The 12,808-nt window shown below is 72.7% G+C and carries 11 protein-coding genes and 1 riboswitch; of the genes, 7 read left to right on the plus strand and 4 right to left on the minus strand.

Annotation, left to right across the window (positions count from 1 at the left end):
• The first annotated feature begins 100 nt into the window (after window positions 1-100).
• Together ABTY56_RS24375 and ABTY56_RS24380 are read left to right on the plus strand one after the other, a co-directional pair.
• Window positions 101-721, plus strand: coding sequence for a TetR family transcriptional regulator (locus ABTY56_RS24375; RefSeq protein ID WP_350631171.1), 621 nt, complete (start codon window positions 101-103; stop codon window positions 719-721).
• 163 nt (window positions 722-884) lie between these two features.
• The gene (locus ABTY56_RS24380) at window positions 885-2,027 is read left to right on the plus strand and encodes an alpha/beta hydrolase (RefSeq protein ID WP_350631172.1); all 1,143 of its coding nucleotides are present in this window, start codon (window positions 885-887) and stop codon (window positions 2,025-2,027) included.
• Window positions 2,028-2,174: 147 nt separating this feature from the next.
• On the opposite strand, the gene ABTY56_RS24385 is transcribed toward ABTY56_RS24380, so the two are convergent.
• Window positions 2,175-2,504 (minus strand): MoaF-related domain-containing protein, encoded by a 330-nt coding sequence (locus tag ABTY56_RS24385; RefSeq protein WP_350631174.1) that lies wholly within the window; start codon window positions 2,502-2,504, stop codon window positions 2,175-2,177.
• A gap of 238 nt (window positions 2,505-2,742) precedes the next feature.
• Here ABTY56_RS24385 and ABTY56_RS24390 point away from each other — a divergent pair, with 238 nt between their 5' ends.
• Window positions 2,743-4,071 carry an esterase/lipase family protein gene (locus tag ABTY56_RS24390; RefSeq protein ID WP_350631175.1) on the plus strand — a complete coding sequence of 443 codons (1,329 nt, stop codon included), beginning with the start codon at window positions 2,743-2,745 and terminating at the stop codon, window positions 4,069-4,071.
• Between the two features lie 347 nt (window positions 4,072-4,418).
• A riboswitch (cyclic di-AMP (ydaO/yuaA leader) is annotated at window positions 4,419-4,548 on the plus strand.
• Between the two features lies 1 nt (window position 4,549).
• The gene (locus tag ABTY56_RS24395; protein ID WP_350631176.1) at window positions 4,550-5,845 is read left to right on the plus strand and encodes a glycoside hydrolase family 16 protein; all 1,296 of its coding nucleotides are present in this window, start codon (window positions 4,550-4,552) and stop codon (window positions 5,843-5,845) included.
• Window positions 5,846-5,922: 77 nt separating this feature from the next.
• Here the strand turns inward: ABTY56_RS24395 and ABTY56_RS24400 are convergent, their stop codons facing one another.
• Complete coding sequence (locus tag ABTY56_RS24400) at window positions 5,923-6,525, minus strand: COG1361 family protein (RefSeq protein ID WP_350631178.1); 603 nt, start codon at window positions 6,523-6,525, stop codon at window positions 5,923-5,925.
• Window positions 6,526-6,883: 358 nt separating this feature from the next.
• On the minus strand, window positions 6,884-7,681 hold the full coding sequence (locus ABTY56_RS24405) for an IclR family transcriptional regulator (RefSeq protein ID WP_350631180.1): 798 nt from the start codon (window positions 7,679-7,681) through the stop codon (window positions 6,884-6,886).
• A 201-nt stretch (window positions 7,682-7,882) separates the two neighbouring features.
• Between ABTY56_RS24405 and aceB the strand changes: the two genes are divergently transcribed.
• Both aceB and ABTY56_RS24415 read left to right on the plus strand, forming a co-directional pair.
• Entirely contained in the window at window positions 7,883-9,565 is a 1,683-nt protein-coding gene (gene aceB / locus ABTY56_RS24410; protein ID WP_350631181.1) for a malate synthase A, read from the plus strand.
• Between the two features lie 145 nt (window positions 9,566-9,710).
• Window positions 9,711-10,112 (plus strand): allophanate hydrolase-related protein, encoded by a 402-nt coding sequence (locus tag ABTY56_RS24415; RefSeq protein ID WP_350631182.1) that lies wholly within the window; start codon window positions 9,711-9,713, stop codon window positions 10,110-10,112.
• A 149-nt stretch (window positions 10,113-10,261) separates the two neighbouring features.
• Here ABTY56_RS24415 and ABTY56_RS24420 read toward each other — a convergent pair whose 3' ends face one another.
• Window positions 10,262-11,281 (minus strand): ArsR/SmtB family transcription factor, encoded by a 1,020-nt coding sequence (locus ABTY56_RS24420; RefSeq protein ID WP_350631183.1) that lies wholly within the window; start codon window positions 11,279-11,281, stop codon window positions 10,262-10,264.
• A gap of 55 nt (window positions 11,282-11,336) precedes the next feature.
• Here ABTY56_RS24420 and ABTY56_RS24425 point away from each other — a divergent pair, with 55 nt between their 5' ends.
• On the plus strand, window positions 11,337-12,587 hold the full coding sequence (locus ABTY56_RS24425) for an MFS transporter (RefSeq protein ID WP_350631184.1): 1,251 nt from the start codon (window positions 11,337-11,339) through the stop codon (window positions 12,585-12,587).
• Window positions 12,588-12,808 lie beyond the last annotated feature (221 nt).

The following is a 12,808-nucleotide window of genomic DNA, read 5'->3' on the forward strand; positions in this document are numbered from 1 at the left end:
GAGACACGGTACGTCCAAGTGGCACGTCGTGCCAATAAGGCCCATTGTGCCGTTTGGGCATGGCGCGCCACAGTGGCATCCAGCCGCGTAGGCTGACCCCGTGACCGGACGCCCGACCCTGAACCAGCGCCGCCGTGACGCCACCCGGCTGGAGATCGCCCGTACCGCCGCCGCGCTCTTCGCCGAGAAGGGGGCGGAAGCCACCACCGCCGAGGAGATCGCCCTCGCCGCGGGCATCTCGCTGCGCACCTTCTACCGGTACTTCTCCGTCAAGGAGGACGCCGTCGCCCCGCTGCTCGCAGCAGGCGGACGGCAGTGGGTGGAGCAACTCGCCGAGAGCTCGGCCGACCTGTCGCTGCGTGAGGCGCTGGAGAGTGCGGCGGTCGCATCGCTGACGCCCGCCGACGAGGCGGGCGCCGAGATGATGCAGTGGACCCGCAGCCTGCTGCGCGACCCGCGCCTGGAAGGTGCCTGGCAGCGCGTCCATGCCGACTCGGAGGTGCGGCTGCGCGCCGTCCTCGCCGAGCGCTGTCCGGAGGGCACCGATCCGCTGGAGATCCGGCTGGCCGCCGCCGCTGCGACCGCCGCGATCCGGGTGGCCCTGGAGCAGTGGGCCTCCTCCGACGCCCCCGCCACCGGCCCCGGCTCCCCGCACGACCTGGGTGCGCGGTGCATGCGCGAGCTCACGGCGGGGCTGCGGCTCTGGGGGCGGGCGTCCTGAGCTGAGCACTGCCGTCCGTTCCCTGTGACCTCCCAGCCGTCATCAGGCTTCTCCCAGCTGGCGCTAGGGTTGGTGATCGCGCCCCGGCGGGGGAACCGGGGTGACCTCCTCGGATGTCCCCAGCGGAGGGGACTGGAGTTCGAGGCGTGGGAGCAAGCAGGACATGGGTCTGACGAGCCACAAGGTGTTGGCGCTGACCGTATTGATCGCCGTCGTGGTGATGGGGGGCACGGTCTGGTTGTGGCCGAGGCTGGCTGGGAAGACCTGGCAGGCGGTGCTCGGCCGGATCGGCACACTGCTCGCCACCCAGCTCGCGGTGCTCTCGGCACTGGGCCTGGTGGCGAACAACTACTTCGCGTTCTACAGCAGTTGGGACGATCTGCTGGGCACCGGCGACACCGGCCCGGTGGTGATCCACAACAAGGCGGACGCCTCCGGACGCCTCCTGGTGGAGACGATCGGCCACGCCTCGGTCAAGGGCGGTGGCGCGATGGGTCGTGAGCCCGGCCAGTCGGGCGAGATCCGCAAGGTCCGGATCGACGGCGCGGTCAGCCGGCTGTCCACCGAGGGCTACGTCTTCCTGCCCCCGCAGTACTTCCAGCCGGAGTACGCGCAGAAGCAGTTCCCTGCCGTGATCGTCAGCACCGGATTCCCAGGAATCGCCGAGAATCTGATCACCCGGTTCAACTACCCGGGCGCGGCGCTCAAGCTGCTGCAGGAGGGCCGGATGCAGCCGACCGTCATGGTCCTGATGCGTCCCTCGCCCGCGCTGCCGCAGGACACCGAGTGCGAGGACATCCCGAACGGCCCGCAGTCCGACACGTACTTCACCAAGGACGTGCCCGCGGCTATCCAGGCCAGTTTCCGGGTCTCCTCGGACCCGCAGGCCTGGGCCTTCATGGGCAACTCGACCGGCGGTTACTGCGCGCTCAAGTTGGCCATGCGTCACCCGGACGTCTTCCCGACCGCGGTCGCCCTCTCGGCCTACTACGACGCCGCCGACGACCCGACCACCGGTGACCTCTTCGGCGGCAGCAAGCAGCGCCGCGACGAGGCCAACCTGATGTGGCGGCTGAAGAACCTGCCCCAGCCGGACGTGTCCCTGCTGCTGGCCGGGACCAAGAAGGGCGACGGCGACTACCGGCGGGAGACCGAGGCCTTCGTCGACGCGGCGCGGAGCCCGATGAAGGTCTCGTACAGCATGCTGGAGAACGGCGGCCACAACTTCGAGACCTGGAGTGCGCTGCTGCCGTCCTCGCTGGAGTGGCTGTCCCAGCACCTCAGGGTGCCGAACCCGACCGCCTGACGGCCGTCCGCCTGACGGCCGTCCGCCTGACGGCCGTCCGAACGACCGGACCGCCCGACGGCGGAAGCATCCGAACGACCGGATCACCCGAACGACCGAACCCCCGGCGCCTGAGCACAGGCCCCGGAGGTTCGGTCGTCACGTGGTTCAGGCCACCCGCTCCAGCGTCCCGGTGTGCAGCTGCCCGACCCGGCCGCCCTCGCCCTCGAAGGTCCAGAAGGCCCGGACCGTCAGCGCGTTGAGGTCCATCACATGGCTCACGGTGATCCCGCTCTGCTCCGTCCAGCTGACGAAGTAGATCTCCGGTGCGACCTCGGCGACGTGCAGCCGCACGTCCTCCCACTGGCCCGCGGACTCGCCGAGGCCCTCCCAGCGCAGCCGCGTGCCGTCGGCCGAGTAGGTGTTGCGGAAGGCCGCGCCGGTGTCGGCCCGGAAGACGTAGGTACGGCCGGCGAAGGCGGGCAGGGACGCGGTCATGGTGGGGCGGTTCCTCGTTTCCGGTGTGGTGGTGTCGTGTGCGCTGCGGTGTCTCGTGCAGTGCGGTGTCTCGTGCACGGCGGTGTCTTGTGCACTGCGGAAGATGTCGGACCTCCAATTTATCCGACCGGGTGCACTCGGTCAGAGCTTTGCCACGGTACGGATCACCACCGCGCTGCCCACCGGGTGTGCGACCGGCACATGGGCACCCGTCGCGCGCCGGTCCTACCGTCCGCCCATGAGACGCACCCCCACAACCCGTGGCCGCGCGAGACGCACCGCCACAACCCGCACCCGCGCGCGACGCACCCCCACCGCGCTCGCCGCCGTCCTCCTGGCCCTCGCGGCCCTCGTCCTCGGCATCCCCACCCCCACCGCCGCCCGGGCCCAGACGGAATCCGCCACGTCCCCCCTCGCCCTGGAAGCGGCCTTCCCCGCCCCCGGCAACGGCTGGGCCAAGGTCGAGCGCTACCTCGACACCACCCCCGGCTTCCGCACCGAGCAGTTCCCGTCCGACGGCCGCGGCGACCAGGACGGCGCCCGCCGGACGTACTTCGGCACCGGCGAGCCCTCCTCCGGCCGCTTCCTGCTCTACTCCGCTGCCGGCTGGGACACCGGCAGTCGGGCCACGCCCGTCCTGCTGGTCCACGGCGCCAACGACAACGCCGACCGCGCCTGGGCGAACCCGGGGGAGACCGGCACCTGCGGCGCCGCGACCTGCCCGTCCACCGGCCTCGCCCAGTACCTCGCGGGCACCGGCCACCGCGTCTTCGCCATCGGCTTCGCCCACAAGCACGGTGACAACCTGCTCCAGGCGCAGGCCGTCGGCGACGCGATCGCGCTGATCCGGGCCCGCCTCGGGGTCCCGCAGGTGGACGTGGTGGCCTGGAGCAAGGGCGAGGTCGCCGCCCGGGCGTACGTGTCCTCGGTGCGGCCGTCCTGGGGCCGGGCGTACGCGGGCGACGTGCGCCGCCTGGTCACCCTCGGCGGGCCGAACGGCGGGCTCGACTACGTCTACGCCCACGGCTGGTCCTTCGACCTGGCGACGTGGCCGGCCTGCGGCGGCACCGCCAACGCGCCGTCCCCGCACCTGTACATGACCTGCTACGGCACGTACACCGCGCAACCCTGCCTCGGCGTGCTGCCGACCGGCGGGTACGACTGCTACCCGGGCCAGCGCCAGCTGCTCGCCCGTTGGGACGGCAGGTACGGGGTGGACGGCAGTGCCCAGGACTGGTGGACCACCTACTACGGCGGCCAGGGGTTCTACACGTCCGGACAGGGCATCCAGGCCGCGATCGACGCGGGCTCCCTGATCGCCCCGCTCCAGCAGGCCGGGATCCCGGCCCCGGTGCGCACCTACCTGCTGGCGGGCGGGTCGGCGGACATCCCGGGCGTGCTCAACGAGAACCGCGGGCCCAGCGACGGCATCGTGTTCACGGCGAGCGCCCTGGACACCACCGGTATCGCGACGGTCGGCGGCACCCGGCTGCTGAGCGGCCTCAACCACCTGGAGCTCGCGTGGGCGCCGGAGGCCGAGAGCCAGGTGGACGCCTGGCTCGGCTGAACGTCCGGCCGGGCACCCGGCCGGACCTCCCGCCGGACACCCGGCCGGACGCCACCCCCGCCACCCCACCCGGCACTCCCCGCGACACCCCTCACAGCACCCTTCCAGTCACCCCGTAGGGCATCGTTCCAGGCCACCCGAACTGATCAACTCGGCCGCCACACAGCGTCGTTGATCGACACCACTGTGAGCTGCACGACAACCGGTCCGCCGGAGTTGTCCGTTTACGTACGGCCTGCCTAGCCTGCAACGGTCGTCCGCCCCTGGCGGACCCCGCCGCCGGGACGCCGAGTCCCGTCCACCCGCCGGCGGGTCACCGAGCACCACAGCGGACGGGAGCGGGGAAACCAAGGTCGGCGCCCGGCCCGTGCGCTCGCGCGTACGGGTCGAGGCTAGGGGTGAAGCCGCTCCACAGGCGGCCGGGCAACTGCAGCCCGAACCCGACAGCTAACCTCGCAGGCGTCGCAGAGGTCACCTCATGCCCAAGCCTGCTGCCCGGCGCCGTGCGCCGCGTCACGCCCGCCCCTCCCGCCGCGGCCGCAACGCCGCCTTCGCCGCCACCGGCGCGCTCGCGATCAGCGGCGCCGGCCTGCTCGGGGTGCCGTCCGTCACCGGTGCCCAGGCGGCCACCGCGCCGACCGTCACCCAGGACCGGCTCGCCCCCGCCACCATGGTCGCGGGCAAGGCCACCGCCGCCTCGCTGAGCCTGCACTCCTCGGCCTGCTTCACCGCCAAGACCGTGGGCGTGGGCGTGCGCGACGCGCGCGGCACCAACCTCGACTTCCCCGGCAACGCCTCCAACGTGCAGATCTGCCCGAGCGGCGTGAACTTCACCAGCGGTGCGCGCACCCTGCCCGCCGGGACGTACACCCAGTTCGGCTTCTGGCAGGACCTCGGCGGCGGCTGGCACAACCTGCCCTCGCAGCAGCTGGTGGTCTCGGCCACCACCACCCCGGCCCCGACCCCGACGGCCACCCCCACCACCCCGGCCCCGACCCCCACGTCGACCCCGAGCGCCACGCCGACCCCCACGTCGACCCCGAGCGCCACGGCGAGCCCGACCACCCCCGCGCCGTCCTCCCCGGTCGCCGGCAAGTCGCTGACCTGGTCCGACGAGTTCAACAGCGCCATCTCCTGGGGCCAGCGCTGGGTCGGCGACAAGAGCACCGCCTACAAGTACGGGAACCACAACCCGGACGACAACAAGCTGGACTGGCTGAACAAGAACAACGTCACCGTCGCGAACGGGGTCGCCACCTTCACCGCCACCTCCGGCGGCCCGGCCCTGGAGAACGGCAAGCAGTCCTGGAACACCGGCTTCCTGACCACCGAGGGCTCCAGCGAGGGATTCCAGGTCAAGACCGGCGACTACGCCGAGACCCGGGTCAAGCTGCCCGCCGGCACCGGCGCCTGGCCGGCCCTGTGGACCTGGAAGAACGGCAACGGGGAGGTCGACTCCTTCGAGTACCACCCCGACAACCCGAACCTGCTGGAGCTGACCAACCACGTCAACCCCGGCAACGCGAAGTACTACACCGACGCGAGTGCCGTCGCCAAGGACCAGTGGGTGACCATCGGCACCTACTACGGCGCCAACTCGGTGGACTGGTACGTCAACGGTGTGAAGGTCTTCTCGGACGGCAAGGGCGTCGGCGCCGACTGGTCGGCGTACCTGATCCTCAACCTCTCGGTGTGCGCGGGCCAGTACCACCCCGCGCCGCAGGGGACCGCTCCGATCACCATGGCCGCCGACTACGTCCGCGTCTACCGGTAGTCGGGTAGGACGTCCCACCGGTCACCGGAAGCCGGCAGCCGCTCGCCGGCGGCCGGTGACCGGTGGGTCGACGTGGTTCAGGAGCCGTCGGTCGACTCGATGACCCTGATGTCGAACGGCTGCCGGTTGTTGCCCTCGTCCTGGTCGTCCGCGCTGCGCACCGCGACCCAGCCTGCCAGCTCTCCGGGCGGCAGGTCGGGGGACAGCCGGACCGGAATGAGCGCGGTGGCGCTGCGCCCCTCCCTCAGTCCCGGTCCGAAGACGCAGCGCACCCGGTGGCCGTTCTGGAAGACCTCACAGTCCTCGGGGAAGTACGGGCCCTCCGGCGTCACGCCCTCCGGCAGGGTGACCACGACCGTGAACGAGGATGCGGTGGTGTCCGGTCCCCGGTTGGCGACGAAGGCGTGCACGGTGGTGGTGCCGCCGGGCGCCGCCGGCTCCGGGTCGAGCCGGACGACCTCCAGGTCGGAGTGGGACGGCTGGGCGACCAGGGCGGGCAGGGTGGACACTGCGGTACCGGCGGACCCGCCCGGTGCGGCAGGTGCGGCCGGCGCGACCGGTGTGACCGGCACGCCCAGTGCGACGACGTCCACCGCCGGGCGGGGCTCGGGCCGCCGCAGTGCCCAGGACGGGCCGGTGGCCAGCACCGTCACCGCGCAGCTCGCCGCCACGGCCGCCACCAGTCCGACCCCGCCGAACCCCCTGACTCCCGCGCCGCCCCGTGGTTCCGCGCCGCCCCGTACATCCCGGTCTTTCATCCCGGTCACCCTGCTCTCGTGCTCCGGCGGCCCGCGCCGTCGCGGGCCGCGTCGGCACCAGGGTGGCCGAGCCGCCTCCGGGACCGGGTTGCGACCCGACCCGCCCCGCCCGCCGTGCGCTCGAACGGAGGACGCCGGGCCGTCGTCCTCCCTGACCGGGCGATCGCCCCGCCTTGGCCGGCGGTCGTCCTGCCCCGCTCCGCCCACGGCTCCGAGGCGACCCTTCCCCCGCGCCTAGGTGACCCTGCCCAGCCCGTCGCCCAAGCGGGTTGACGGAGGCTCAGGGGGCGAGGACCTGCCCCAGCCGGGTGGCGATCTGGTGCATCACCGGGACCAGCGAGGCGGCCCCGGCCTGCTCCTCCAGCGCCCGGATGCGGGCCTCCGGGCCGGAGACCGAGAGGGCGGTGGGCGTCGGTGCGCCCGGGACGGCGAGCGCGATGCAGCGGACGCCGATCTCCTGCTCCTGGTCGTCGACCACGTAGCCGCGCTCGCGCGCCTCGGCGAGCTGGCGCATCAGCTCCTGCGGGTCGGTGACCGTGTACTCGGTGTGCGCCGGCAGCGGGTTGGGGCCGAGCACGGCGCGTGCCTCCTCGTCGGGGAGCTGGGCGAGCAGTGCCTTCCCGACGCCGGTGCAGTGCGGCTGCACCCGCCGCCCGACCTCGGTGAACATCCGCATCGAGCGCCGCGACTGCACCTGTCCGACGTACACCACCTCGCCGCCCTCCAGCACCGCCAGGTTCGCGGTCTCGCCGGTGGCCTCCATGAGTTCGGCCAGGTAGGGGCGGGCCCAGCTGCCGAGCAGGCGTCCGGCGGTCTCGCCGAGGCGGATCAGCCGGGGGCCGAGGGTGTAGCGGCGCGCGGTGTCCTGGCGGACATAGCCCTGCTGCACGAGGGTACGAACCAGTCGGTGGATGGTCGGCATCGGGAGGCCGGAACTGGTGGAGAGCTCGCTGAGTGTGGCCACGCCGCCCGAGTCGGCCAGTGCCTCCAGGAGTTGGAAGGCGCGTTCGACGGACTGCACGCCGCCGCTCGCGCGGTCGGCGCCCGTCGTCGATGCTGTGTCGGGGGTCGCAACCACCGGCGTTCCCTTCGCTGTCGGGGAGGAGTAGAGTCCCGGCGACCTCTTCAACAAACCGTTGAAATTCTGTATCGCGGAAACTAGTCTCCACCTTACAGAATCGAACTCGCCGACAGGCGGGAATCGATCGAGGAAGTACCCGAGGAAGTTCCCACCGGAGCTCCCTTCGCCAGGCTCAACCGTCTTAGGAGTGTCCTGCTCATGGCTGCAGATCAGGGGTCCTCCCCCAGCCTCCGGCCGGGGGTACCCCCAACCGCCTCCTCTCCCGCCGCTCCGGTCGTCACTGTCGCCGGTCCGCGTGTCCACCGGGCGGAGGAGGTGCTCACTCCGGAGGCCGTGGCCTTCGTCGTCGGCCTCCATCGCGCCTTCGAGGGCCGCCGACAGGAACTCCTGGCCAGGCGGAAGGCCCGACGCGCCGAGATCGCGGCGGCCGGCACGCTGGACTTCCTCCCCGAGACCGCCGAGATCCGGGCTGCGGACTGGAAGGTGGCCGAGGCGCCGCGCGCACTCCAGGACCGCCGGGTCGAGATCACCGGTCCGACCGACCGCAAGATGGTCATCAACGCCCTCAACTCCGGGGCCAGGGTCTGGCTCGCCGACTTCGAGGACGCCACCTCCCCGACCTGGGAGAACGTGGTCAGCGGCCAGGTCAACCTGATCGACGCCTACGAGGGCCGGATCGACTTCACCACCCCGGCCGGCAAGGCCTACACCCTCAGGCCCGCCGCGGAACTCGCCACCGTCGTGGTCCGCCCGCGCGGCTGGCACCTGGACGAGAACCACCTGCTGGTCGACGGCACCCCGGTCGCCGGCGCCTTCCTCGACTTCGGCCTGTACTTCTTCCACAACGCCGCCCGGCTGCTCGCCAAGGGTGCCGACGACCCCAACTCCGGGCCGTACTTCTACCTGCCGAAGACCGAGAGCCACCTGGAGGCCCGGCTCTGGAACGACGTGTTCACCCACGCCCAGGCCGAACTCGGTATCCCGCGCGGCACCATCCGCGCCACCGTCCTGATCGAGACCATCACCGCCGCCTTCGAGATGGACGAGATCCTCTACGAGCTGCGCGACCACGCGGCCGGCCTCAACGCCGGGCGCTGGGACTACCTGTTCTCGATCGTCAAGAACTTCCGCGACGCCGGCGAGCACTACATCCTGCCGGACCGCAACAGCGTCACCATGGCCTCGCCGTTCATGGCCGCCTACACCCGCCTGCTCGTGCAGACCTGCCACAAGCGCGGCGCCCACGCGATCGGCGGCATGGCCGCGTTCATCCCCAGCCGCAAGGACCCGGAGGTCAACGCGGCCGCGTTGGAGAAGGTCAAGGCCGACAAGGATCGCGAGGCCGGCACCGGCTTCGACGGCTCCTGGGTCGCCCACCCGGACCTGGTGTCGGTCGCCCGCGCCTCCTTCGACGCGGTGCTCGGTGAGCGGCCCAACCAGAAGGACCACCCCGGCCCGTCCGAGCCGGTCACCGCCGCCCAGCTGCTCGACATCGCCGGCGCCGGCGGCACCTGCACCCACGCGGGGCTGCACAACGCCGTCCAGGTCGGCATCCGCTACATCGAGGCCTGGCTGCGCGGGCTGGGAGCGGTCGGCATCTTCAACATGATGGAGGACGCCGCCACCGCCGAGATCTCCCGCTCGCAGATCTGGCAGTGGATCCACAACGGGGTGGTGCTGTCCGACACCGGCGAGAAGGCCACCGCCGAGCTGGTCCGCGCGCTGGTCGCCACGGAGCTGGCCGAACTCCTCGCCGAGCTGGGCGAGGACGCCTACAGCGCCGGCCGCTGGCGGGAAGCCGCCAAGCTCTTCGAACAGGTCGCCCTGGCCGAGGAGTTCGCGGACTTCCTGACCCTCCCCGCGCTGCCCCTGCTGGGCTGAGCCCAATCTAATCCGCCGGTGCCACCGCCGACGCCTGCCAGGCTGTAGCACTCCGGCGGTCCGTTACTCCGTTCCGTACGGCGACGAATCCACCTGTCCTCTCGTCGCCGTACGGAACGGCCTTTTCCTCACGAGGAGTTCACCCATGCCGCGCATCTTCTTCAACGGCCAGGCGATGGTCGGCGGCCCGTTCCACGCCAAGGTCGCCGACGCGCTGATCGGGCCCGTCCGGACCGCACCCGGCTACCGCTTCTTCTCCATCGACCACAGTGGCGGCACGGACGTCTGCCCGGGGCTGCTGCCCGACCCGGACGTCGACACCGCCATCGAGGGCGAGCTGTACGACGTCAGCCTGGAGCGGCTGCGGGACGTCATCCTGCCCGGCGAGCCGCGCGAGCTGGAGCTGGGCGTGATCGAGTTGGCGGACGGCTCCGCCTGCTTCTCCATGCTGCTCGCCCGGGGAGAGGTCGAGCGCGGGGTGCACCGCGAGATCACCCATCACGGCGGCTGGCGCGCCTACCTGGCGACGATCGGGCGCTCGGCCTGACGGGGGCGGCGGAGCGGCCGACGGCCGGCAACGTTCACGCGAGAGCCGACGCAGGACGGCTGACAGCCGACAGCCGACAGCCGACAGCTGACAGCTGACAGCTGACAGCTGACGAAAGTTGTCAGCTGAAATCTGTTCGCCGAACCCTGTCACCCGTCCCCGCCCGCCACCAGCGCGTTGCCCAGTCGGCTGCGCCGGTACAGGACGCGGTGGCCGTGCCGGGTGCGGTCCAGCAGGCCCGCCGAGGCGAGCGCGCCGAGGTGGCGGCTGACCGCGCCCGGGGTGACCCCGAGCCGCTGTGCCAGCTCCGTCGTGCTGGCCGGGGTCGCCAGCATCACCAGCAGCCGCGCCCGCGGCGCCCCGATGAGCCCCACCAGCGCCGCGCTCGCCGGCGCCGACGGCCGCTGCGCACCCAGCCCCTCCGCCATCGTCGCCTTGCCGCGCGCCGGGTAGCAGACCAGCGGCGGCCCCGCCTGGGTGACGTCGGTCTGCGCGCCGAGCCCGAACAGCGTGGGGATCAGCACCAGCCCCCGCCCGGCGACGTCCACCGTGGTGCCCACCGCCTTCACCGCCGGGTGCGGGTCGACGAGCCGCAGCACCCCGGCGTGCCAGGTCAGCCTGGCGTCGAGGTCCGCGAACAGCCCCTCCGCCCCGCGCTCCGAGAGCATCCGCCCCCGGTAGGCGATGTCCGCCTCCAGCACCGACCGGGCGCGCGGCCACCAGGCGGGGGCGAGGCAGCGCGTCCAGTACGCGTCCAGCGCCTCGGCCAGCCGGGCGGCCAGCGCCGCCGGGTCGTCGATCAGCGCGGTCAGCACCGGCGGCAGCGGGCTGGCGTTCCCGCCGCCCCGGTACGCCTCCAGCACGTCGGCCCGCACCACCTCCGCCGGAGTGGCGGCCAGCCGCTCCAGCTCCGTCGCGAAGTCCGGGCGGGGGCCGAGCGGGCGCGGCGTGAGGAAGTCGGGCACGAAGCCGACCGGCGCGATCATCGACTCCAACAGCGCGGTGTCCAGCGTCTCGTAGTGGCCCTGCCGGCCGGCGATCCACGGCTGCTGCTCCGGGTACCGGCCCGGCCAGAGGCGGGCGCGCATGCTCAACACCGCCTCCTGCAGGGCGGAGTAGCCGAACCAGGTGGCGGCGAGGTCGTCGACGCCCAAACGGAACTCGAACATTGACCGCAACGGTAAAAGAGTTCCGCGGCTCCGGGAACCCCGGTCTCCTTCTGCCATGACTACGACCGCCGTGCGTCCGACCGGTTCCGGACGCCTCCTCCGCCATGACCCGCTGGTGCGCCGACTCGCGCTGATGGGCCTGGTGACCAACATCGGCAACGGGCTGTTCGTGACGGTCAGCGTGCTGTTCCTGACCCGCTCCGTCGGCCTGACCCCGGGTCGGATCGCGCTCGGGCTCACCGCTGCCGGTGTCTGCGGGGTGTTGGCCGGGGTGCCGGCGGGGCGGCTCGCCGACCGGGTCGGCAGCAAGCGGCTGCTGCTCGTGGTCGGCCCGCTGGAGGCCCTCGCGGTCCTCGGGTACGCCTTCGTGCACGACTTCGCGGTCTTCGTCGCGCTCGCCTGCGTGGCGACGCTGCTGGAGCGCGGCGCTGCGGCGGTGCGCAGCGCGCTGATCGCCCGGGTGCTCCCGGCGGAGCGGCAGGTCCACTCGCGGGCGCTGCTGCGGTCGGTGATGAACGCCGGTCTGGTGGTCGGCTCGGGCGGTGCGGCCCTGGCCCTGCAGGCGGACAGCTACGCCGGGTACGTGACCATGATGGTCCTGGACGCGGCCAGCTTCGTCGGTGCCGCGGTGCTCCTGGTCGGGCTGCCGGTCGGCGACACGGCGGACGGTCGGGACGCCGGCTCCGACGCCCCGGTGAAGACCCGGAGCGCCGCCCTGCGCGACCGCCGCTACCTGCTCGTGGCCGCGCTGCACGCCGTCCTGGAGCTGCAGCTCGCGGTGCTCACCGTGGGGATACCGCTCTGGACCGTCCTCGCGACGGACGCGCCCGCGGCCGTGGTGGCCGCCGTCAACGTGGTCAACTGCCTGCTGGTGGTGGTGTTCCAGGTGCGGGCGAGCCGGGGAGTGGTGGACGTCCCGACGGCGGCGCGGGCCTGTCTGCGGGGTGCGCTGCTGCTGGCGGGTGGCTGCCTGCTCTACGCGGCGGCCCAGCTCGGCCCGGCGGCGGTCGCCACGGCGGCGATCCTGCTCGGCGCGCTGGTCCACAGCCTCGGCGAGCTGCTCACCTCGGCCGGCGGCTGGACGCTGAGCCTGGACCTGGCCGATCCGCGGTCCCATGGTGAGTACCAGGGCGTCTTCATGAGCGGCCAGGCGGCTGCGCACGTGCTCGGGCCGGTGGTGGTCAGCCTGACGGTGGTGGACCACGGAGCGGTCGGCTGGGCGGTGCTGGCGGGCGTGTTCGCCCTCGCGGGCGCCGCACTCCCGGCCGTCACCCGGAGCGCGGAGCGGCCGGCCGCCGGCCACTGACCCCGGGGAGAGCGCTCCGGAGTCCCACGGATCGTCCGGCCGGTTCCCCACGGGGGTGGGAGCCGGCCGGGCCGTCCGGCCTCGCACCGCGAGCAGTGGTACGCGGGTGACGTCCGGCGCCGGTTCCCCACCGGGCGCGCCCCGCAGGCGTACGGACCGGACGGGCAGCCCGCGGCCGCCGTGTTCGCGAGCAGGGCCGCCAGCGCGTCCGAGCCGAAGTC

Origin of the sequence: Kitasatospora sp. NPDC097691, from assembly GCF_040302665.1 — a bacterium.
Taxonomy (GTDB): Bacteria; Actinomycetota; Actinomycetes; order Streptomycetales; family Streptomycetaceae; genus Kitasatospora.

Excerpts from the sequence above, each read along its gene's own strand:
- ABTY56_RS24385 (WP_350631174.1), bottom strand. The coding sequence starts at position 2,504 with ATGACCGCGTCCCTGCCCGCCTTCGCCGGCCGTACCTACGTCTTCCGG.
- ABTY56_RS24390 (WP_350631175.1), top strand. The coding sequence starts at position 2,743 with ATGAGACGCACCCCCACAACCCGTGGCCGCGCGAGACGCACCGCCACA.
- ABTY56_RS24395 (WP_350631176.1), top strand. The coding sequence starts at position 4,550 with ATGCCCAAGCCTGCTGCCCGGCGCCGTGCGCCGCGTCACGCCCGCCCC.
- ABTY56_RS24425 (WP_350631184.1), top strand. The coding sequence starts at position 11,337 with ATGACTACGACCGCCGTGCGTCCGACCGGTTCCGGACGCCTCCTCCGC.
- ABTY56_RS24415 (WP_350631182.1), top strand. The coding sequence starts at position 9,711 with ATGCCGCGCATCTTCTTCAACGGCCAGGCGATGGTCGGCGGCCCGTTC.
- ABTY56_RS24380 (WP_350631172.1), top strand. The coding sequence starts at position 885 with ATGGGTCTGACGAGCCACAAGGTGTTGGCGCTGACCGTATTGATCGCC.
- aceB (WP_350631181.1), top strand. The coding sequence starts at position 7,883 with ATGGCTGCAGATCAGGGGTCCTCCCCCAGCCTCCGGCCGGGGGTACCC.
- ABTY56_RS24420 (WP_350631183.1), bottom strand. The coding sequence starts at position 11,281 with ATGTTCGAGTTCCGTTTGGGCGTCGACGACCTCGCCGCCACCTGGTTC.